Raw genomic sequence first — 20,276 nt, forward strand, 5'->3', positions numbered from 1 at the left:
ATAATTTAAGAATAGTGTATTGGTTTTTATTATTAATTTATGCTAGTAACACAATAAAAAGCTTAAGGAATTTTCTGGATAAATTTATGATCTAAGGTTAATAAAAATAGAAACTATCGTTAGTTTAAGTTATCAATATTATTGATAACCTTGTAGTTTAGGTTCTACCAGGGCTACAAGATAAATCTGATAAACTTATTTAAAACAGCTAAATAATTTTATTGGTTAATTAAATTAGATTATTATTCAAAAATTATATATAAAAAAGTAACACCCATTATTAAGTTATAAATAATGTATAAGGATGTATTATGAATACTAACCATCTATCAGCAGCAATGTCTAAAAGTATCAATCACGTCAATCAAGAAGCTATAGAAAACAAAAGAATCGTTGGTTCTGTTGTTATAGTGGCTAAAAATGGAGAAATTATCTATCAGCAAGCTTGTGGTTATGCTAATCGTGAACAAAAAATACCTATGCATACTGACTCGCTATTTTTATTGTCATCTGTTACGAAGCCAATAGTGACAGCTGCTGCATTATGTTTAGTAGAAAAAGGATTACTTAATTTACAATCGCCGGTTACCGATTATCTTCCTAGCTTCACTCCTAAGCTTGACAGTGGTGAGCAACCGATTATAACTTTACATCATTTACTGACTCATAGTGCTGGGTTGAAGTATCGATTTGATGAACCTAATGGTAAAGGTAATTATAATTCTTTGCAGATTTCTGATGGTTTTGATCAAATTGCTATCAGCTTGGAAGAGAATCTTAAGCGCTTATCTCAAACTACACTTATTTACCAACCAGGGACGAGTTGGTGTTATTCATTAGCACTAGATGTATTAGGAGCAGTAATAGAAGCGGCCACAAAGCAATCATTAGCAAGTGTCATCAAAACTCTAATAACCGAACCTTTAAACATGCCACACACTGGTTTTACTATATCTGAAAGCAGTCAATTGGTAACTCATTATTATGATGCCGCTCCAGAGCCCTTACCAATGCCAAGTCCATATTTTATGCATTTAGGTGCGGAATGGAATAATGGAATTTTATCTTATGATCCTAAACGGATATACAATAATAATGCTTACCAATCTGGTGGCGCAGGTATGGTTGGCAATGCGTGTGAGTTTATACAATTTTTGTTAGCATTAACCGCAAAAAATAACCCAATAAGCGAACAAAAATTAATGGATAAAATGGCTAAATGCTATATTAGTAGTGACTTTGCTACTCAAGGTCCAGGTTGGGGATTTGGTTATGGCGGTGCGGTACTTGATAATCCAGCTATAGCTCAAACATCTCAAGGTGAAGGCACAATAGAGTGGGTTGGTGTGTACGGACATGATTGGTTTTACGACCCTCAACAAGATTTAGCAGTTGTTATTTTTACTAATACAGCGATAGAAGGAATGTCAGGCCTATACCCCAAAAAAATCAAAGAGGCGATATATCGTTGTATTTAAAGTAATAGCTAACAAAATCGATAACTACATTTATTATTTTAAGTTAATATAATATTAAAAGTTCTGTTCTATCGTAATGAATTGATTAATAAATTGTTCTTATTGAGATTAGCTATAGTATCGTTTCTAACATTAGCTAACAAAAGCACGTGTACGTTGTTAATGGTGAGTTATATTCTTTGGAAACAGAAGATCTGATTATCATCGACACTAAAATCGATGTCTCATATCAATTTTAGAATGTAACAGAGCATGATGTTACTGAAACTATTTCCTTCACCTGTTTCAAATGTACAAAGTGAAAGTGATTTTGCCTATCCGACGATCTGCTTAATAATTTTTAAGTTTGGTTAATGGTATAAATATTAAACCTAACAGTCACCACAGCATTAATGTCATATGGCGTTACACGACCAATATTCCTAAACACTTCGACTTTCAGTAGCCATTGATTTAAAACAAGCAATGCTACGACTTGCCTAAACAATTTAGTTATATTTTTACAATTGGTACCAACTGATTAATACTGATTGGATAAATTACATCAACTATTGAAAGAGATACAGGTGAATTGATTTTCCCTTGTTGAGAATTATTTATACAAAAATCAATGAAAATCGATACCCAATTATCAGACAAATAAGGTAGTGCAATTAATTTGTTAATTTAGCATTAGTATTTTCTCGTTGTTGATAACGACAAGATGAGTTAACTTGATAGTATCGATCAATTTAAAACTTGATTATAAACATATAAATAATTTGCCATTCACTATTATTGTCATAATAATATGAAAATATAAAATAGCTGAAAATATATAAAATATGCGAATTTTTATTACAATTTTGCTCTCAATTGAATACCTTTTAATTTTTTTTCGACTTGGTCAAAATAGAAACCTTATACTTAGCGATCAAAATGTAACTACAGGTTTAATTATCATTTTATTTATTTTTAATGCTATTATCGGGTTATGTTACTTACTAATCAAATCCAATAAAAAGACAAGTGACTACATAACAATTACAATGTTATTTACAATTATCTTTTTTATCCCGATAAATAACTTGATCATAGAAAATAAAAAGCAAAATTATAGACAGCAAAAAAAAGCACTTGAAGAGAAATTACTTGGCGATACTTTAAAACCTTTTTATAAAGATAAAGGAACATTAGATGAAAGACGGATTCAAAATCTAAGAGAGAATTTCGCTAAAGGTTATGCAACAAACGGTGGTAAATTTTATTATGGTAGTGCTAATTATGACAAACCAATTTGTCATAAATTTAAACACTCTTTTGTTACCGATGACCAAATGTACATTATTTTAAGTTGTCAAAATCCGGATAACAGCATATTAAGTTATGCGCTAGCTACTCAAAAAGGTAATTCCTCATTTGTTAATCCTTGGAATGGTGGAAGACTAGATCACTATGAAGAATATTTAGTTTCAGAATATCCTTATATCAATTTACTCGATGATAATGATTATACTATTATCTATAAAGATCCTGTTGATGGAACTAGATATGGCAAATATTATGACCAACTATATGTTCTACCAATGTTAGATAAGAATGAAAATGAACTAAAATCCTATATTAGTGATCGTATTATTGAATTTCAAAAACATCTTGATACGATTCAAAAATTCCGATTTTGTTTAATCCGTTATTCCGATAAAAGCACTACCAGTCATTGTGTATATCGAGAGAGAGGAAAAATCAAATACGAATCATTTTCACAATCGTAAATTGAATCGGTGTCTGGGTCGGTTAGTATGTAAATTGTTTTGTGTAGTTTATTGTGATCATGTTATGAAAGATTAGTTAGTTTTATTCATCATAACTAATATTTTTCTGGAGTGTGAATTGAAGTGAAAAGTTGGAAAGCGGATCGCAGAAATTTGCTAAAAATGGTATGAGTTTTACCCTAGCAAAAAAATTGATGATGATTTTCACTGTACGTAAAACAGGTATTTTAGGGAAAATAGATATGTTATATTCTAAGTTAATTCTAAGTGATATATTTTGGAAGAGAGTTATTTATTGAGTTTTGAATTGTAACTATTTGATTAATCTCTAGGAAAGATGGCGGAAGCGCAGAGATTCGAACTCTGGGAGGGTCGCCCCTCGCCGGTTTTCAAGACCGGTGCTTTCAACCGCTCAGCCACACTTCCGCAATGGCTGTGAATATTAAAGGAGACGGACTTATTTGTAAATAGCTAATTTAATATTTTTCATCAACTGCTCTAATTTTCGCCAAATTCGGGTCAATTTAAGTAAATTGATATGGTTTACTTACCAAAATTAGTGTTGGAATCTTATTATTTGAGTATAATACACCGCAAATATCAAACCATGTTTTGAAGTATGTTAAATCAAATAGAAACCGATGAAAAAGGCTATTTAAAGAATTGGCAGGATTGGTCTGTTGATTTGGTGCCTGAATTAGCTATTAAAGAGTCTATTGAATTAACTGATGCTCACTGGGAAGTCATTTTATTCGTTCGTGATTTTTATTTAGAATATAAAACATCACCAGCAATCCGTGCGTTAGTTAAAGCAATGGAGAAAAAATTTGGTCCAGAAAAAGGTAATAGTCGCTATTTATATAAATTATTTCCTGACGGACCAGCTAAACAAGCAACTAAACTTGCAGGCTTACCTAAACCTGTGAAATGTATTTAAGTTAAGAGAACAATTATACTCATGATTAGATGGAAACTCCCATTTATATTACTTCTTGTATTAGGGTATTTGCAGTACTCATTATGGTATGGTAAAAATAATTTTTATGATTACCAGGAAAATGTGCAAATGCTTGAAAACCTACATCAAGAGAATGATAAGTTAAAAGCTCGCAACGAACAGATGTTTGCTGAAGTTGAAGATTTACAAAAAGGTTATGAAGCAATAGAAGAACGAGCTCGAAGTCATTTGGGTATGGTTAAACCTAATGAGTATTTTTATCGAATAATTATTGATTCCAACTCACAACAATAAGGTATTACGTGGCAAATAATAGTGATATTATCGCAATCGTTCCTGCCGCAGGAATTGGTTGTCGCATGGATAGTCAATTACCTAAACAATATTTAAAAATTGGTCAAATGACCATTTTAGAACACACCCTACAAAAATTATTAACCCACCCTAAAATCAGTCAAGTAGTAGTGGTGATAAACCAAGAAGATAAGCTTTTTAAAACACTTGATGTTGCATCAAAAGTTAAAGTGACTTATGGTGGTGAAACTCGTGCTGACTCTGTTTTAGCAGGCTTAAACTTAGTTGCTGAAAATCAATGGGCATTAGTCCATGATGCCGCAAGGCCTTGTGTTAGCCATGAAGATATCACTAAATTAATAAATCGAGTCTTACATGAAAACAAAGGCGGAATATTAGCAACCCCACTCAGTGATACGATCAAGCAAGCTTATACAGATGATGCCAATATCATTAGCCACTCTGTGGATCGTACATATTTATGGGGTGCTGCTACACCTCAGTTGTTTAATGCAGGTGAACTTAAAGCATGTTTGAGGAAGGCTTTAAATAATCATGTCGCCATCACTGATGAAGCATCAGCAATAGAGTATTGTGGTGGTCATCCATTATTAATTGAGTGTCGTCGAGATAATATAAAAATTACTCGCCCAGAAGATTTAAGCTTGGCTACGTTTTATTTAACTAATCAAATTTAATATAGGTAGATTATGCGAATAGGTCATGGATTTGATGTACACAAGTTTGGAGGGGAAGGACCAATTATCCTAGGTGGAGTAACAATTCCTTATCAATATGGACTTATTGCTCATTCTGATGGTGATGTCGTTTTACATGCTATCACTGACGCTTTAATTGGCGCATTAGCTTTGGGCGATATTGGTAAACTATTTCCTGATAATGATCCCAAATACAAAAATATAAACAGCCGATTGTTATTACAAGAAGTTTACCAAATTGTTCAATCTAAAGGTTATGAATTAGTTAATTTAGATACAACTATTATTGCCCAAGAACCTAAAATGAGACCTCATGTAGATCAAATGCGCGTTAATATTGCTGAAGATTTGAATGTACATTTTGACCAAATTAGTGTTAAAGCAACCACCACCGAGCAACTAGGTTTTACAGGCCGTAAAGAAGGGATAGCTTGTGAGGCAGTAGTACTATTAGCAAAAAAAACAAATACAAAATAAACGATAGGCAAAATAAGTGTTAGCAGAACTTAATTATTTTTATGGTAAACCGACAACTCATGGTTTATATAAACAGCAATTTGAAGATTTCATCGTTATTGAAGAGCTTGGTTTTGAGTTTACTGGTGAAGGTGAACATGTTTTAGTTTATCTTGAAAAGAAAGATTGTAATACGGTCTTTGTCGCCGAACAATTAGCTAAATATGTCGGTATTTCAGCTAAAAATGTCAGTTATGCTGGCCTTAAAGACCGTCAAGCAGTTACCCAGCAATGGTTTAGCTTACATATGCCAGGTAAAGAAACACCTGATTTTTCAAAATTTGATTTAACGGGCTGTCGAATATTGCAGATTACTCGTCATAATAAAAAATTAAAAATAGGGGCTTTAAAAGGTAATCGCTTTAAAATTATTTTAAGAAACTTAACCGATAATATTGAGCCTAAATTAAACACAATTAAACAATATGGTGTCCCTAATTATTTTGGTGAGCAAAGATTTGGACGAGATCAAAATAACATAACCCAAGCAAAAAAATGGGCAACTGGCGAAATTTCAGTTAAAGATCGTAAAAAAAGAGGTTTTTATCTTTCTGCTGCTCGTAGTGCTATTTTCAATGATATTGTCAGTCAAAGAATTAAACAAAATATTCAGCAAACGGTGCTCGATGGTGATATATTACAACTATCTAAAAGTAATAGTTGGTTTTTGTCTAAAACTGATGAATTATCACTTTTACAACAACGTTTGCAAAATGGCGAAATTAATATTACTGCACCAATGGTTGGTGATTCGCCATTGGGCACAACATCAGTTGCATTAGAATTTGAAACAAATTGTTTAAAACATTGGTCTTGCTTTGAGGAATTATTCAAGAAAGAACGAATGGAAACAATCAGGCGCTCAATATTATTGCGCCCCGAGCAACTTGAATGGCAATGGATAGGCGAAAATGATATTGAAATCAATTTCTACTTACCTTCTGGTTGCTATGCTACAAGTGTTTTACGCGAATTGATAATTGGAAATGAGTAATGCAAAATTCAAAAATGCAGGCTATGATTAATTTATTGCGCCAGCAGGGAATAAAAGATGATCGTGTTTTAGATGCTATAGCTTCAATACCGCGTGAGAATTTTGTTGATGAAGCGCTTTCTCATCAAGCTTATGATGACCGATCATTACCAATAGGTAGCGGTCAAACCATTTCTCAGCCATATATCGTTGCCAAAATGACTGAATTACTAAGGTTAACGCCGACAGCCAAAGTGCTTGAAATTGGTACAGGTTCAGGATATCAAACCGCAGTACTAGCCAAGCTGGTTGATCATGTCTGCTCAGTAGAAAGAATAAAAAGTTTACAATGGAATACAAAACGGCGATTAAAGCAACTTGATATTCATAACATCTCAACTCGTCATGGTAATGGTTGGCAAGGTTGGCCTGAACGAGGTCCATTTGACGGCATAATCGTTACTGCCGCAGCATCAGAAGTTCCTCAAAGCCTTCTAGAACAGCTTGCTGACAAAGGGCGCTTAGTTTTACCTGTTGGTAAAAACAAACAAACGTTACAATTAATTGAGCGTGATGGAGACAATTTTATAACTACAAATATTGGGGAAGTAAAATTTGTACCGCTTGTTGATGGGGATGTTGAATAAATCGCAAAAAATAGAAAATAATCAATTATTTTCTATTTTTTGATTGAATGTTCTCTATAATTTATTTTCTTTTGCTTTTTCTTCTGAAAGCTTCCATTCACTAATACCGTATAATGCATTAAATAGGTAAATTAAATATTGAGTTGCAATAACAATATTGTCAGTATAAATATTCAAACCGATCACTAATACATTTAACAATACCCACAAATACCAATTGAAGGCGTACCTCATCATTAATAATAGTTGCGCAACTACACCTAAGCCAAATATAAAGCAATTTGTAATGAGTTGATATGAAGTATTGCTCGCACCGATTTCGTTAGTTAAATAGATATTAAAAAATGCTGCAACAATTAAAAATATCAACGCATATAAAAATGCACTTTCATTTAAGGAACGAACTTTAACATTTTTATTCTGATCGAGATTTTTTTGCCAAGTAAATAATCCATAAATATGTGAACCAAAATAGTAAAAAGTAGGTAAGCCTGCCCCAATATTGCCACCAAGAAAATTGGCACAACACTCAGCTACTACAGCAAGCATTCCCAGCACATTTCCTAAGTTTTTTCGTTTAGCTAATAAAATGACACACAATAATCCCAAAAATGCACCAGCATACGATACGGCATAGCGTAAATTGAAATTATTAAATGGATCAGTATACAAAAATGCAAGGGTGACGCAGATAATACAAAATAGTGGATAAAACTTGTTTCGTCCAATAGCGATGATAACATCTCTTAAATTATTCATAATTAATACTCTTATCATTAATAAGTTGATTGACTAGTTCAATACAGCGTAAATAACGTTCATCATAGTCAGATGAGTCGATTTGAACATAGCTGATATGATTCTTTTTCAATAATGAGATTAGTAGTTGCTGAAAATCTTTCCGTTGTTTTGGACTTCCTAAACTACGTAAGCCATCAGCAACCCAAGGCGTGTTATTACCTAATAAAATAACCAAATCAAAGCGATAGTTGTTGATCATGGCTTGTAAAAATGGATGCTCTTTACCTTCGTACTTTTTGCAAAATGCTTGCGTGGTAATAAAATCAGTATCAATGAACGACACTTTATTCGCATGTTTGATAGCAAAATCGATATATTGTGCATGTCCTAATGCAATTTTATCGTAATCAGCATATTGCAATGCTCGTTCATCGCCACCGAGTTGAGAAAACACATAATCACGACCATATTCCCAAGCGCTAGTGGTATTAAACATATTGGCTAACTTATTAACTAATGTTGATTTACCACTCGATTCACCACCAAGAATAGCAACAGTTCGTACAAAAAACGGTCTAACTTCAGTTGGAATATATTGCCAATTTTTTAAAGGCGCTTGACGAATTTGTGTACCACTTACTTGCATAAATCGGCGGGTAGGATCAATAAGCACAGTATCTAAATCGAATAAATCTTTATACATCGCTACATCTTGTGGTTCACTCGAATAAACGCAACTAGGATTGATGCCTTTTTCCTTGAATAACTTTTTAACGCGATCACTCCACTCATTCCAACCATTAGGATATGAAGGAATACCATCTTCTTCTAAAAGCTCAATATGGATATTTTTTTGATATTTAAACGTTTGTAATAACCAACGAATCCTATCGTTAATTGTTGGTTGGCGTGACATTGCGCTTTCTTTAAATAGCGCCATATCTCGCATCGTATCGGAACAAAGAATCACATAAAGTTCGTCAACTTGGCTAATCGCTCTTTGAATAAGATAAATATGTCCGGTATGTAATGGATAAAACTTACCAAAAATGACACCTACCTTTTTATGTTTACTGTTGGGATCAATTTGCAAATAACGGTGTAGTGATTGTAATTTTTGAGCACTAGGATTTTTGATTTTATCATTAATTAATTGGCTCAAATAACCTTTGGTCATTTGGCAGGCATCAGCAACTGTCTGTAACGATAAATTTTTGCGTTTTATGGCCGTTTTCAAATAACTAAAACCATTCATATCGCCTCCTTACCTTTTGTTTTTTATCTGGAACTAAATTTACATCATTTTTAATAAATGTTCAATATATTAAACAAGGAAAATAATTTTGCCTAATTAATTTAAATCTAATAGTAATTAAATATAAAATAGGAGATACTTTTATAATTTTAAAAATAGGCAATCTTCATTTTAAGTAAAATCTATAATTTAATAATTAAAATCAGAATGATATAAGGAAATAATTCAATGAAAAAAATTGCATTAGCAATTGCATTAATTTCAGGTAGTGCTTTGGCAGATAATAACGTTAAATTAAATAAAGTGACATTATTTATTCAGGGAGCAGAATTACAAGGTCAGTCAACTGTTTCATTAACTAAAGGTGAAAGTGAAATAGTATTAACTGGTATTGCTAATGATGTTAAACCAAATACAATCAATGTAGGTTTTGGTAATAATAGTGACGTCCGAGTATTATCTACATCATTTAGTGATAACTATCTGGCTAATATTCGTAACGGCGAAGATACTCTATTAACTGTTAAAAAAATGAATAAGTTACAAGAAGATCGCGATACATTAGAAATCGAACTCAAAGCTGTTAATGAACAAATTATGCTTTTACAAGGTAACCGTTTAGATACTTTAGCTAAAAAAGGACCTGATGACTTAACAGCAATGAAAAATGTATTAGATTTTGTGAAAACCAATTTGACCACTGCGTTAAATGAACAAAATCGATTACAAAAAGAAGTCGATGAGTTAGACAGGCAGATAAGCGAATATGAAAAAAAACTAGATGAAAATCAGACTAACAATGGAAAATTACACAATGCTGTTATAGTCAAAGTTGCTTCTGACAAAGATATAACGCTACCTATCACGCTTTCATATATCACAACTAAAGCAGGTTGGGAACCAGCTTATGATGTGCGAGTAGCGGATATCAATTCGCCACTCCAATTAACATATAAAGCAGAAATCCACCAAAACACGGGTTTAGATTGGCAAAATGTTGATTTTAGTTTATCGACATCTAATCCGAGCATAGATATTACTCCACCAGATTTTAATCCCTGGTATATTGACGTTTATAATGAAAAAAGCGGTTTATTTTTTTCCAAATCTGATAAAGAAGATTATTATGAACGCGATGCCAAATCGCAATTGGTTAATCCTAGTCAAATTGGCAATGTTAATACATTAGGTATCAATACCCATTTTGATATCAAGTTACCTTATACAATCAAAAACGATAGTAAAAATAATATAATCACATTACAAACCAAAGATGTTAAAGCAAACTACCAATATGTTTCAATGCCTAAATTTGATAGTAGCGTATACTTACTAGCGCAAATAAATGATTGGGATAAGTTGAATTTATTATCAGGAAAAGCCAATATCTTTTTCAGTGGTGATTTTATGGGGGAAACTATCATTTCAACCAAAAATACTAAAGGCTCATTGGATTTTTCATTAGGGCGTGATAAAAATATCTTAGTTTCTCGAAATCGTAATATAAAAGAGACCTCGACTCCTACACTATTTGGTAATGATGTTTCAGAAAAATATGCTTATACTATTGATGTCAAAAATACCAAAGCGTTGCCAATAAATATTGTTGTGAAGGATCAACTACCTGTTATCTTAAATAAAGCGGTAACACTTGATGATGCCAAATATGATGGCGCAGTATATGACAAACAAACCGGATTATTAACGTGGCAATTCAACTTAAACCCAAGTGAAACTAAAAACCTTAATCTAAGTTTTAAAATCACTTATCCAGATGGTAAAGAACGAGATATATATGGTTTATAAACCTAATAAAACAAAGAATAAAGTATGTTAATTACGTGGTTAGAACAATTTAAGCAAAATAGTCAGATCAGTTTATTAGATCTTCATTTGGCTCAATTTTTGGTTAATAAAATTGATTGTGAAGATGAAGTCATTGCTAAACGTTTTGCTTTTTTAGTTTTATCCTTAAGTATGGAAGTAAGAGCAGGGCACGTGTGCCTTGATCTTACTCGATTAGAAAATATTGAGCCACAAATCTGGTCAGAACTTAATTCACCGACGAATGACGATTGGGTTAATGTACTTAAGTTAGCATCTAATAAACATGTTGTCAGTTTTGGTGAACAACTCGCACCTTTAGTTTTTATTGAAAACAAACTCTATTTTCAACGCATGTGGTTAGATGAACGTTTTGTTGCGCAATATTTCAATCAAACTCAATTGGATATTACGTCGAGTATCGACTTAAAAAAAATACTCGACCAACTCTTTACTCACAACAGCGCAAGTATTGACTGGCAAAAAATTGCTGTTGCTGTTGCATTAACACGAAAAGTTGCCATCATCTCTGGTGGACCGGGAACAGGTAAAACAACTACCGTAGCTAAAATTCTAGCTGGAATCGTATTAAACAACCCAGCAACACGAATCGTAGCAGCTGCACCAACCGGCAAAGCTGCATCACGATTAACTGAATCATTAGGGCGAGCAATTGAACAGCTATCTTTTGAATCATTAAATATTAAAACCGAAGCGGTAACACTTCATCGACTATTGGGCGCAAAGACGGATAATCGCTCGTTTAGTTATAACAAAAACAACCAATTACATATCGATGTTCTTGTAATTGATGAAGCCTCAATGGTTGATCTCAATATGATGGCGAGAATTATTGAAGCCTTACCGACTTCTGCCCGATTAATTTTATTAGGTGACAAAGACCAACTTTCATCAGTTGAGGCCGGAGCGGTCTTTGGAGATTTATGTCACTTTATTTCAAATGGGTATAGCCAATCAAGAGCTGATGAGCTAAGCAAGTTAACCGGCTATACCATCCCAATCACGGATCAACCTGTAACAACAATCGCTGATAGCATCTGTTTACTGAAAAAAAGTTATCGATTTAACGAATCATCAGGTATTGGATTGTTAGCAAATGCAGTAAAAGAAGGGCAGTATCATAATGTTAAAAAGCTACTTGCTGATAATACATTACAAGATGTCAGTTATTATGAACTTTCATCAAATCAAACATACCAAGCGCTTTTAGAAGACTGTGCTGAACACTATAAAGATTACTTAAATGCCATTAGGTATCACGCTAATAATGATATCGCTACAGTTTTAGCTAAATTCGCTCAATGCCGTTTATTATGTGCTGTGCGTGAAGGAAAATTTGGCGTAGAAGGATTAAATAAACAAATTGAACTGCTACTAGCCAAGCATAAATTGATCAAATTAAATCAACGTGAACAATGGTATATCGGTCGACCAGTTATGATTTTACGTAACAGCACATCGTTAGGTTTATACAATGGTGATATAGGCATTACACTAACAGCTGAACACGATAGTTCAAAACTGCGAGTCTATTTTCCATTTTCGGATGGAGTCATTAAAGGTTTTTCACCTTATCGACTACCTGAACATGAAACAGCCTATGCAATGACAATACACAAATCACAAGGTTCTGAATTTGATCATGTAAATATAATACTACCCACTGAATTCTCACCGTTACTTAATCGCTCTCTACTCTATACGGCAATCACTAGGGCGAAAAAGTCCGTATCCATTTATGCTGATGCCAAAATATTAGAGCGCGTGGTTAAAAGTCAAATACATCGGGAAAGTGGATTAGTTGAGCAAATAGCAAATTATTCGCAAAAGAATTAAAGAAGAGATTAAGCAAGCACCAACTAATAATAGCTGGTGCTTTTTATATATTAATGGATGATCTTCGCTAAAAAATCTTTAGCACGATCAGATTGTGGATTAGTAAAGAACTGTTCTTTAGATGTATCTTCAATGATCTCACCGGCATCCATAAAAATAACGCGATGGGCAACTTTGCGAGCAAAGCCCATTTCATGGGTCACAACCATCATTGTCATCCCTTCATAGGCTAATTCAACCATAACGTCTAACACTTCGTTAACCATTTCTGGATCAAGTGCTGAAGTTGGTTCATCAAATAACATAACAATTGGATCCATACAAAGTGCACGAGCAATCGCAACACGTTGTTGTTGTCCACCTGAAAGTTGAGCAGGGAATTTATCGGCATGTGCTAACAAACCCACACGATCTAAAAGAGAAAGGGCTTTTTCACGTGCTTCTTCATTTGATCGGCCAAGCACTTTAACTTGAGCTAGTGTCAGATTCTTCAAAATTGTCAGATGTGGGAAAAGCTCAAAATGCTGAAACACCATACCCACTTTAGAACGTAGTTTTGCTAAATTAGTCGATGGATCAGTAATCTCAGTACCATCAATCGTAATTTTACCTTTCTGAATAGGCTCTAAACCATTAACGGTTTTAATTAATGTTGATTTACCAGAACCTGATGGTCCACAGACAACAACAACTTCGCCTTTACCTACTTTAGTAGTACAGTTTTTTAATACTTGAAATTTTCCGTACCATTTTGATACATTTTCTAAGGAGATCATCTACTTATCCCTTTCTTGAAATAATTAACTAAACGAGAAGCAGTATAACAAATTATAAAGTAACTTATTGCTGCAAAAATAATCATTGAATACTTAACTGTGCCACCTTGAACGACACCAATTTGTGTCACACTTGCACCAAATAAATCAATCAAACTCATCACATAAACTAAAGATGTATCTTGGAACAAGATAATACCTTGGGTTAATAACAATGGTACCATTGATCTAAATGCTTGCGGTAATATTATCAAACGCATTGCCTGGCCTTTAGTCATACCCAACGCATAAGCGGCATGATACTGACCTTTAGCAACGGCATTAATACCAGCACGAATGATTTCTGAATAATAGGCTGCTTCAAATAGAGCAAACGCAATCATTGCTGAAACAACCCTAACATCAGCATATGGTGGCAAATTAAATACATGCTTAATAACTTGTGGTAATGCTAAATAGAACCATAACAACACTAATAGTAATGGAATGGAACGGAATAAATTGACATAACATTTAGCAAAAATATTTAAAATTTTATTATTTGATAAACGCATTAAAGCTAGCACAGTTCCCCAAATAATACCGAATACAACAGCGGTAAAGGTGATCTTAGTTGTTAGCCATAATCCAGATAACAATAAATGATAATTGTTTAAAACCAATGAAGGTATATCTGCAATCCAACTTAAAATTTGCATATTAACCTCCATGACTCATATTAGGTAAGCGTGTATGTTTTTCAACAAAACGCATAATCGTTAACACAGCATAGTTTATCAACATAAACGCAATGGTAACGCCACATAATATTTCAATAATACTATTAGTTGCATCATTAATACGATCGATTTGACCGATCAAATCAATAAGCCCAATGGTCGAAGCCACTGATGAGTTTTTAATGATGTTGGTCATTTCAGATGTTAATGGTGGAATAATACGACGATAAGCATTAGGTAATAAAACATACATATAAGCTTGTCGATTGGTTAAACCAAGCGCAATTGCCGCATAACGTTGGCCTTTAGGTAGAGTTTGAATACCTGTTCTAACTTGTTCTGCAATACGTGCAGAGGTAAACAAACCTAAAGCGATTGCCGCAGTAATAAATGCGCTGACATTAGGAGAAATGCCAGAAATAAACCATGTTTTTAAGCTACCAGATAAAATTTCTGGAAAAAGCATATACCATAAAAACATCTGAACAAGTAATGGGATATTACGGAAAAGCTGGATATAACCGGCAGCAAAGCTATTTAGAAATTTATTTTCTAAAGTTCTGCAAATCCCTACTAGTGATCCTAGTATGAATGCAATAATCCAAGCTGTTACTGCTAATGAAACGGTAACGATAATACCGTCAAAAAGCCAGTTTAAGTAAATTCCATCACCATAAGGGGTGGATTCAAAAAATAGTGTCCAATTGAAACTCATAATATATTTATTTCACTAAATTAGATTATGTACTAAATGCAAAAACATTTAGTACATTGGATTAGAAAGATATGAAAAGTATTAATCTAATGCTTTATCATTTGGATTTGCAAAAAGCTCAACCATTTTAGGTGAAATTTCAAGAGCCATATTCGCACCTTTAGGTGGAACTGGTTGAGTAAACCATTTGTTATAAGACTCTAATGCTTTACCAGATTTTTGTGCATCAGCAATAGCTTTATCCATCAATTGTTTAAATTGGGTATCGCCTTTTCTTAACATACAACCATAGGATTCGTAAGATAATGGCTCGCCAACAATTTTCCATTCAGCTGGATTGATAGCGCGTGAACGTTCACCAGCTAAAAGTGCATCATCCATTAAAAATGCAGCAGCACGACCTGTTTCAAGGGCATTAAATGCATCACCATGATCTTTAGGCGTAATAATACGAATACCTAAATTATCTTTATTATTAATTTGATTTAATCGGACTTCAGAGGTAGTACCCGCAGTAGTTACCACATTTTTACCTTTTAAATCTTCGATACTATTAATATTGCTGTCTGCTTTCACTAAGAATCGAGTACCAACAATAAAAATGCTATCAGAAAAGCTTACTGTCTTTTGGCGCTCAAGATTGTTAGTAGTAGAACCGCATTCAAAATCATAAGTATAGTTATTAAGTAATTGAATACGCGTTTTAGAAGTAACCGGTAAATATTTAACTTTAAGATCTGGCATATTCAACTCTTTTTTAACTGCATCGACAATTAAATTAGAATAATCTTGTGAATAGCCAATAACTTCTTGTTTTTCACCATAGTAGGAAAATGGAATAGAAGATTCACGATGACCAACAACAATCACACCACTATCTTTAATTTTGGCTAATGTACCACTTAATTCTTCAGCAACAGCGGCACCACTCATTAGTCCAAGCATTGCTAATGATAACACTAATTTGGTTAATTTTGTCTTTTTGTTCATACTCATCTCCTACTGTTTAATTTGTATCATATTAAATAAATTTAATATTTTTACAAAGGGCATATATTATAACTTATTTTTCATCATAAAAGTACTTTTTACTGTATATTTATCGATTAAAAGGACAAGCTACAACCTAGGTTTATCTAGATTTTCACAAAAATTTAACTCAGACAATTTTTTGAATTTCAATAATATACAAGCAATATTTATGCCAAAAAATTGATTATCGACGTTTTTTTACAAAAACCAAAATAAATAGCAAAGAAAGAATAAGATAATAAGCTAGATCGCCAAATCTAGCATAAGGAGTCAAACCAACAGTTGGTGACAACGTATAATTTAAAACATTGGTTTGAAATTGCGGTAATTGCTCAATAATATAACCATGATGGTCAATAATTGCTGTAATACCGGTATTGGTACTACGAATCATTGGTCGACCAAACTCTAACGCTCTAGCTTGTGCCATTTGCAAATGTTGTTTTGGCCCAATACTATCACCAAACCAAGCATCATTTGAAACGGTCAATAAAAAATCTGTATCAGGTGCAAAATTCTTCCACATCAAATTCGATAAAATCACCTCATAACAAATTGCAGTAGTAAACTTAAATCCCTTCATTGTAAGCTGAGGTTGCTTTTCTGCTCCCGCTTGCATTGACGACATAGGGATATCAAGGATATCTGCAATAGGATCTAACAACGATTGGAGTGGTGTAAACTCGCCAAAAGGTACCAAATGATGTTTTTGATATCGATTTGCGGTAGGGTATTGATATGGGGTATGTTCACCTAAAACGAGTAAAGTATTATAAATATCTGGATTTGCTTGATAACCATTATTACCAATACGATAATCAATAATACCAACTGCAATTTCACTGCCATTTGCTCTGGCTTCATTATCTAAAAACTGTAAATAAGGTTGCTGATTTATCTCGTAATCAGTAATACTGGCTTCTGACCAAATAATAATTTTATCTTTACCAAAATTCTTTTCGGTTAATGAAGCGTAGGTTTGTAAAGTGTTATCTAACTGCTCTCTGCTCCAACGTAGTGATTGTAAAATATTTCCTTGAATTAAGCTGAAATTAGCTGTCCGGGAATGATCAATGGTTGTCCAATTAATTGAATTGAGTGAAACTGGTGCAAAAATGATCGCAAATAGTGCGACAATTGCACCAAATGTGTGCTTTATAAAGGCTGATTGCTTGAAATGGTACAAATAATAAACACCCAATCCACAGCATATAGTAAAGAGTAACGTTACCCCATTAATTCCAACGATTGGGAAATAATTTCGTAAAGGGCTATCAAGTTGACTATAACCTAATTCTAACCAAGCGAATCCTGTTAAAATATAGCCTCGTAAAAATTCGGTAACTTGCCACAAAATTGGTGCCAGTAAAACCAATTGTTTTATTGAACACTTAGTTGCAAAACGGTCACAGGCTCTCAATAACCAAGCAAATAGCATTGGATAGAGCGCTAAATAGCTAACTAACAGCCCCAAAATAATAATCGCAACTGACGTTGGCACTTCGCCATATTGTTTAATACTGATATAAACCCAGTGAACACCAGCTAAAAAGTAGCCTACACCCCAACTAAAGCCAACTAGCATAGCTTGCTTTTTTGTTTTATCAGCAACTAACCATAAAAGCCCAGCAAAAGACACAAAGGCAATTGGCCAAAAATGGAAGGGCGCGTAACTAAATACGGCAATGGCGCCTAAAAAAAGGCTCAATAGAATATGCTTAAGCATTTTGCTCTAAATTAGGAACAACTGCATCTTCAGGAATTGTGACATGCAATTGAATAATTCGTCTACGGTCAACAATGGTTACCTTAAATTGATAGCCATCAATAGTAATCGTCTCGCCACGAATTGGTAAACGCCCAAAATGTTGCATCACCAAACCGCCGATAGTATCCATCTCCTCATCACTAAATGAGGTGCCAAAGATCTCATTAAAATCTTCAACTGGCGTAAGGGCACGAACGGAGTACATAGTTGGTGATAAACGACGAATATCTCGATCTTCAACCTCATCGTATTCATCCTCAATATCGCCAACAATAAGTTCTAAAATATCCTCGATAGTCACTAAACCTGAAACACCACCAAACTCATCAATGGCCATCGCCATATGATAGCGCTGCATACGAAACTCTTTTAACATATGATCAACGCGTTTACTTTCAGGAACAACAACAGTCGGTCTAAGGATCTTCTTCAAGTCAAAATCATTAACACCTTGTCGAATATAAATAAGTAAATCCTTAGCTAAAAGTACTCCCTCAATATGGTCTCTATCTTCACTAATAACCGGGTAGCGTGAATGGCCGTGTTCAGAAATAATATCTAAACATTCATCAAGGGAAAAATTATCTTTGATTGTTACAATTTGAGAGCGGGGGATCATGATATCGCGAACGCGCTGATCAGCTATATCCATTACACCTTCTATCATATCAAGGGTATCTGGATCAATAAGTTCGTTTTCTTCAGCTTCACGAATCACTTCAATAAGTTCATCTTTATCTTTAGGTTCTGAATTGAATAATTGACTTAACCATAATGTAAACCCTTTTTTGGGTCTCCGGTGATTATCATCACTCATTTGCTCTCTTCCTTTCATATATCAAATGTATTTTGAGTTATAATTTTATATTAAACAGACTATTAAAAATTAGTCATCTAATCAATTAATAAATAAGGATTATCAAATCCTAACTGTGCCATTATATCGATTTCGATATTTTCCATTTCTTCGGCTTCTTCGTCAAGGATATGATCATATCCTAATAAATGCAAACAGCCATGAACAATCATATGCGCCCAATGTGATGTTAACGACTTATGTTGCTCAATTGCTTCAGCTTCAACCACTTGCTTACAAATCACCAAATCGCCAAGTAATGGAACATCAATTTCAACTGGCGATTCAAACGGAAACGACAAAACATTGGTTGGCTTATCTTTATTGCGATAAGTATGATTAAGGTGTTGACTCTCTTCCTTATCGACAATCCGAATAGTGATTTCAGCATTCTCCACAAACTGCGGTAAAATTACCTGTAACCACTGCATAATTTGTTGCTCACTTGGCAGATTATCTCGTTGCTCGGTGGCAATTTGCAAATCTAAAATATTCATTCAAATATCCAACCTATTCACGATGATAAGGATGATTAGCCGTTAAACTCCAAGCACGGTAAAGGCTTTCAGATACAATCACTCTAACTAGTGGATGTGGTAGCGTTAAAGGTGATAGCGACCAACTTTGCTCAGCAGCAGCTTTACAAGCGGGAGATAGCCCCTCAGGTCCACCAATTAACAAACTAACATCACGCCCATCTGCTTTCCAACGTTCAAGTTGCTTAGCTAAATCATGAGTGGTATAAGGTTTACCGGGAATATCTAGCGTCACAATGCGATTACCTTTACTACAAGAAGCCAGCATCTGCTCACCTTCTTTATCTAAAATACGCGCAATATCGGCATTTTTAGTCCGTTTTCCTGCGGGGATTTCAATGAGTTCTAAAGGCATATCTTTGGGGAATCGAGATTGGTAATCATCAAAAGCGGTGGTTACCCAATTTGGCATCTTGTTGCCAACAGCAATAAGCTGTAGTTTCACGTAACTAACTCCAAAGCTTCTCGAGTTCGTATAATTGTCGGCTCTCTTCTTGCATTATATGAACGATCACCGAATCCATATCAACGACTACCCAATCCGCATCATTTTGGCCTTCACTGCCTAATACCACATGTCCTTGCTTTTTAGCTTCATCAAGTAGATGCCCTGCAATTGACGAAACATGACGATTTGAAGTTCCAGTACAAATAATCATATAGTCGGTGATACTTGACTTACCACGCACATCAAGGGTAACAATATCCTTGCCTTTTAAATCATCAATTTTATCAATAATAAAGTCTTGTAATGATTGTTGCAAAATATACTCTCTACTAATATACATAAAGCGCTAGTATAGCATATTTTTTCAAAATCGCCTTGAAAATAGCACATCTCAATCAGTACAAATCAAA

At 34.0% G+C, this 20,276-nt stretch carries 21 protein-coding genes and 1 tRNA gene; 10 read left to right on the plus strand and 12 right to left on the minus strand.

Annotated elements, in window-relative coordinates:
* Positions 1 to 311: 311 nt before the first annotated feature.
* The gene (locus J3U27_RS01835) at positions 312 to 1,478 is read left to right on the plus strand and encodes a serine hydrolase domain-containing protein (RefSeq protein ID WP_267336793.1); all 1,167 of its coding nucleotides are present in this window, start codon (positions 312 to 314) and stop codon (positions 1,476 to 1,478) included.
* 1,028 nt (positions 1,479 to 2,506) lie between these two features.
* Positions 2,507 to 3,232: a hypothetical protein gene (locus J3U27_RS01840; RefSeq protein WP_267376686.1), complete on the plus strand. Its 726-nt coding sequence runs from the start codon at positions 2,507 to 2,509 to the stop codon at positions 3,230 to 3,232.
* Between the two features lie 338 nt (positions 3,233 to 3,570).
* Here the strand turns inward: J3U27_RS01840 and J3U27_RS01845 are convergent.
* Positions 3,571 to 3,658, minus strand: a tRNA-Ser gene (locus J3U27_RS01845).
* A gap of 193 nt (positions 3,659 to 3,851) precedes the next feature.
* Here J3U27_RS01845 and J3U27_RS01850 point away from each other — a divergent pair.
* From J3U27_RS01850 to J3U27_RS01875, 6 genes are read left to right on the plus strand one after another with little or no spacing between them, the layout of a single operon-like run.
* Positions 3,852 to 4,169 carry a TusE/DsrC/DsvC family sulfur relay protein gene (locus J3U27_RS01850; RefSeq protein WP_065562146.1) on the plus strand — a complete coding sequence of 106 codons (318 nt, stop codon included), beginning with the start codon at positions 3,852 to 3,854 and terminating at the stop codon, positions 4,167 to 4,169.
* Between the two features lie 21 nt (positions 4,170 to 4,190).
* Positions 4,191 to 4,484, plus strand: coding sequence for a cell division protein FtsB (gene ftsB, locus J3U27_RS01855; protein ID WP_065562145.1), 294 nt, complete (start codon positions 4,191 to 4,193; stop codon positions 4,482 to 4,484).
* Positions 4,481 to 5,182, plus strand: a complete 702-nt coding sequence (gene ispD, locus J3U27_RS01860) for a 2-C-methyl-D-erythritol 4-phosphate cytidylyltransferase (protein WP_416380526.1) — start codon at positions 4,481 to 4,483, stop codon at positions 5,180 to 5,182. The genes ftsB and ispD overlap by 4 nt, the downstream gene beginning before the upstream one ends.
* Before the next feature lie 12 nt (positions 5,183 to 5,194).
* Positions 5,195 to 5,680, plus strand: coding sequence for a 2-C-methyl-D-erythritol 2,4-cyclodiphosphate synthase (ispF, locus tag J3U27_RS01865; protein WP_305054762.1), 486 nt, complete (start codon positions 5,195 to 5,197; stop codon positions 5,678 to 5,680).
* A 16-nt stretch (positions 5,681 to 5,696) separates the two neighbouring features.
* Positions 5,697 to 6,713 (plus strand): tRNA pseudouridine(13) synthase TruD, encoded by a 1,017-nt coding sequence (gene truD / locus J3U27_RS01870; RefSeq protein WP_267376691.1) that lies wholly within the window; start codon positions 5,697 to 5,699, stop codon positions 6,711 to 6,713.
* The gene (locus J3U27_RS01875; RefSeq protein ID WP_065562142.1) at positions 6,713 to 7,339 is read left to right on the plus strand and encodes a protein-L-isoaspartate(D-aspartate) O-methyltransferase; all 627 of its coding nucleotides are present in this window, start codon (positions 6,713 to 6,715) and stop codon (positions 7,337 to 7,339) included. Before truD ends, J3U27_RS01875 begins: the two co-directional genes overlap by 1 nt.
* Positions 7,340 to 7,393: 54 nt before the next feature.
* On the opposite strand, the gene pnuC is transcribed toward J3U27_RS01875, so the two are convergent.
* Both pnuC and nadR read right to left on the minus strand, forming a co-directional pair.
* Entirely contained in the window at positions 7,394 to 8,098 is a 705-nt protein-coding gene (gene pnuC / locus J3U27_RS01880; RefSeq protein WP_065562141.1) for a nicotinamide riboside transporter PnuC, read from the minus strand.
* Positions 8,091 to 9,335, minus strand: coding sequence for a multifunctional transcriptional regulator/nicotinamide-nucleotide adenylyltransferase/ribosylnicotinamide kinase NadR (gene nadR / locus J3U27_RS01885; RefSeq protein WP_065562140.1), 1,245 nt, complete (start codon positions 9,333 to 9,335; stop codon positions 8,091 to 8,093). Before nadR ends, pnuC begins: the two co-directional genes overlap by 8 nt.
* Before the next feature lie 228 nt (positions 9,336 to 9,563).
* On the opposite strand from nadR, the gene J3U27_RS01890 reads away from it, so the two are divergent.
* The gene (locus tag J3U27_RS01890; RefSeq protein WP_267376693.1) at positions 9,564 to 11,141 is read left to right on the plus strand and encodes a mucoidy inhibitor MuiA family protein; all 1,578 of its coding nucleotides are present in this window, start codon (positions 9,564 to 9,566) and stop codon (positions 11,139 to 11,141) included.
* 24 nt (positions 11,142 to 11,165) lie between these two features.
* The gene (gene recD / locus J3U27_RS01895; RefSeq protein ID WP_267376695.1) at positions 11,166 to 13,016 is read left to right on the plus strand and encodes an exodeoxyribonuclease V subunit alpha; all 1,851 of its coding nucleotides are present in this window, start codon (positions 11,166 to 11,168) and stop codon (positions 13,014 to 13,016) included.
* A gap of 50 nt (positions 13,017 to 13,066) precedes the next feature.
* Here recD and J3U27_RS01900 read toward each other — a convergent pair whose 3' ends face one another.
* The 9 genes from J3U27_RS01900 to rsfS form a co-directional block, all read right to left on the minus strand.
* Complete coding sequence (locus tag J3U27_RS01900) at positions 13,067 to 13,792, minus strand: amino acid ABC transporter ATP-binding protein (protein WP_065562137.1); 726 nt, start codon at positions 13,790 to 13,792, stop codon at positions 13,067 to 13,069.
* On the minus strand, positions 13,789 to 14,490 hold the full coding sequence (locus J3U27_RS01905; protein ID WP_065562136.1) for an ABC transporter permease subunit: 702 nt from the start codon (positions 14,488 to 14,490) through the stop codon (positions 13,789 to 13,791). Before J3U27_RS01905 ends, J3U27_RS01900 begins: the two co-directional genes overlap by 4 nt.
* Before the next feature lies 1 nt (position 14,491).
* Positions 14,492 to 15,226: an amino acid ABC transporter permease gene (locus J3U27_RS01910; protein WP_065734340.1), complete on the minus strand. Its 735-nt coding sequence runs from the start codon at positions 15,224 to 15,226 to the stop codon at positions 14,492 to 14,494.
* An 81-nt stretch (positions 15,227 to 15,307) separates the two neighbouring features.
* Positions 15,308 to 16,216 (minus strand): glutamate/aspartate ABC transporter substrate-binding protein, encoded by a 909-nt coding sequence (locus J3U27_RS01915; protein ID WP_065562134.1) that lies wholly within the window; start codon positions 16,214 to 16,216, stop codon positions 15,308 to 15,310.
* 226 nt (positions 16,217 to 16,442) lie between these two features.
* Positions 16,443 to 17,966 (minus strand): apolipoprotein N-acyltransferase, encoded by a 1,524-nt coding sequence (lnt, locus tag J3U27_RS01920; protein ID WP_267376697.1) that lies wholly within the window; start codon positions 17,964 to 17,966, stop codon positions 16,443 to 16,445.
* Between the two features lie 10 nt (positions 17,967 to 17,976).
* A complete protein-coding gene (gene corC, locus J3U27_RS01925) occupies positions 17,977 to 18,843 on the minus strand; it encodes a CNNM family magnesium/cobalt transport protein CorC (protein WP_065734343.1) in 867 nt (288 codons plus the stop codon).
* Between the two features lie 77 nt (positions 18,844 to 18,920).
* Entirely contained in the window at positions 18,921 to 19,379 is a 459-nt protein-coding gene (ybeY, locus tag J3U27_RS01930; protein WP_267336801.1) for an rRNA maturation RNase YbeY, read from the minus strand.
* Between the two features lie 13 nt (positions 19,380 to 19,392).
* On the minus strand, positions 19,393 to 19,863 hold the full coding sequence (gene rlmH, locus J3U27_RS01935) for a 23S rRNA (pseudouridine(1915)-N(3))-methyltransferase RlmH (protein WP_220225000.1): 471 nt from the start codon (positions 19,861 to 19,863) through the stop codon (positions 19,393 to 19,395).
* Between the two features lie 4 nt (positions 19,864 to 19,867).
* On the minus strand, positions 19,868 to 20,185 hold the full coding sequence (rsfS, locus tag J3U27_RS01940; RefSeq protein WP_065734345.1) for a ribosome silencing factor: 318 nt from the start codon (positions 20,183 to 20,185) through the stop codon (positions 19,868 to 19,870).
* Between the last annotated feature and the right edge of the window lie 91 nt (positions 20,186 to 20,276).

It is taken from the genome of Gilliamella sp. B2911, assembly GCF_026536965.1.
Taxonomy (GTDB): Bacteria; Pseudomonadota; Gammaproteobacteria; order Enterobacterales; family Orbaceae; genus Gilliamella; species Gilliamella apicola_E.

Excerpts from the sequence above, each read along its gene's own strand:
- J3U27_RS01835 (WP_267336793.1), top strand. The coding sequence starts at position 312 with ATGAATACTAACCATCTATCAGCAGCAATGTCTAAAAGTATCAATCAC.
- J3U27_RS01840 (WP_267376686.1), top strand. The coding sequence starts at position 2,507 with ATGTTATTTACAATTATCTTTTTTATCCCGATAAATAACTTGATCATA.
- J3U27_RS01850 (WP_065562146.1), top strand. The coding sequence starts at position 3,852 with ATGTTAAATCAAATAGAAACCGATGAAAAAGGCTATTTAAAGAATTGG.
- ftsB (WP_065562145.1), top strand. The coding sequence starts at position 4,191 with ATGATTAGATGGAAACTCCCATTTATATTACTTCTTGTATTAGGGTAT.
- ispF (WP_305054762.1), top strand. The coding sequence starts at position 5,195 with ATGCGAATAGGTCATGGATTTGATGTACACAAGTTTGGAGGGGAAGGA.
- J3U27_RS01875 (WP_065562142.1), top strand. The coding sequence starts at position 6,713 with ATGCAAAATTCAAAAATGCAGGCTATGATTAATTTATTGCGCCAGCAG.
- pnuC (WP_065562141.1), bottom strand. The coding sequence starts at position 8,098 with ATGAATAATTTAAGAGATGTTATCATCGCTATTGGACGAAACAAGTTT.
- nadR (WP_065562140.1), bottom strand. The coding sequence starts at position 9,335 with ATGAATGGTTTTAGTTATTTGAAAACGGCCATAAAACGCAAAAATTTA.
- J3U27_RS01890 (WP_267376693.1), top strand. The coding sequence starts at position 9,564 with ATGAAAAAAATTGCATTAGCAATTGCATTAATTTCAGGTAGTGCTTTG.
- recD (WP_267376695.1), top strand. The coding sequence starts at position 11,166 with ATGTTAATTACGTGGTTAGAACAATTTAAGCAAAATAGTCAGATCAGT.
- J3U27_RS01900 (WP_065562137.1), bottom strand. The coding sequence starts at position 13,792 with ATGATCTCCTTAGAAAATGTATCAAAATGGTACGGAAAATTTCAAGTA.
- J3U27_RS01905 (WP_065562136.1), bottom strand. The coding sequence starts at position 14,490 with ATGCAAATTTTAAGTTGGATTGCAGATATACCTTCATTGGTTTTAAAC.
- J3U27_RS01910 (WP_065734340.1), bottom strand. The coding sequence starts at position 15,226 with ATGAGTTTCAATTGGACACTATTTTTTGAATCCACCCCTTATGGTGAT.
- J3U27_RS01915 (WP_065562134.1), bottom strand. The coding sequence starts at position 16,216 with ATGAACAAAAAGACAAAATTAACCAAATTAGTGTTATCATTAGCAATG.
- corC (WP_065734343.1), bottom strand. The coding sequence starts at position 18,843 with ATGAGTGATGATAATCACCGGAGACCCAAAAAAGGGTTTACATTATGG.
- ybeY (WP_267336801.1), bottom strand. The coding sequence starts at position 19,379 with ATGAATATTTTAGATTTGCAAATTGCCACCGAGCAACGAGATAATCTG.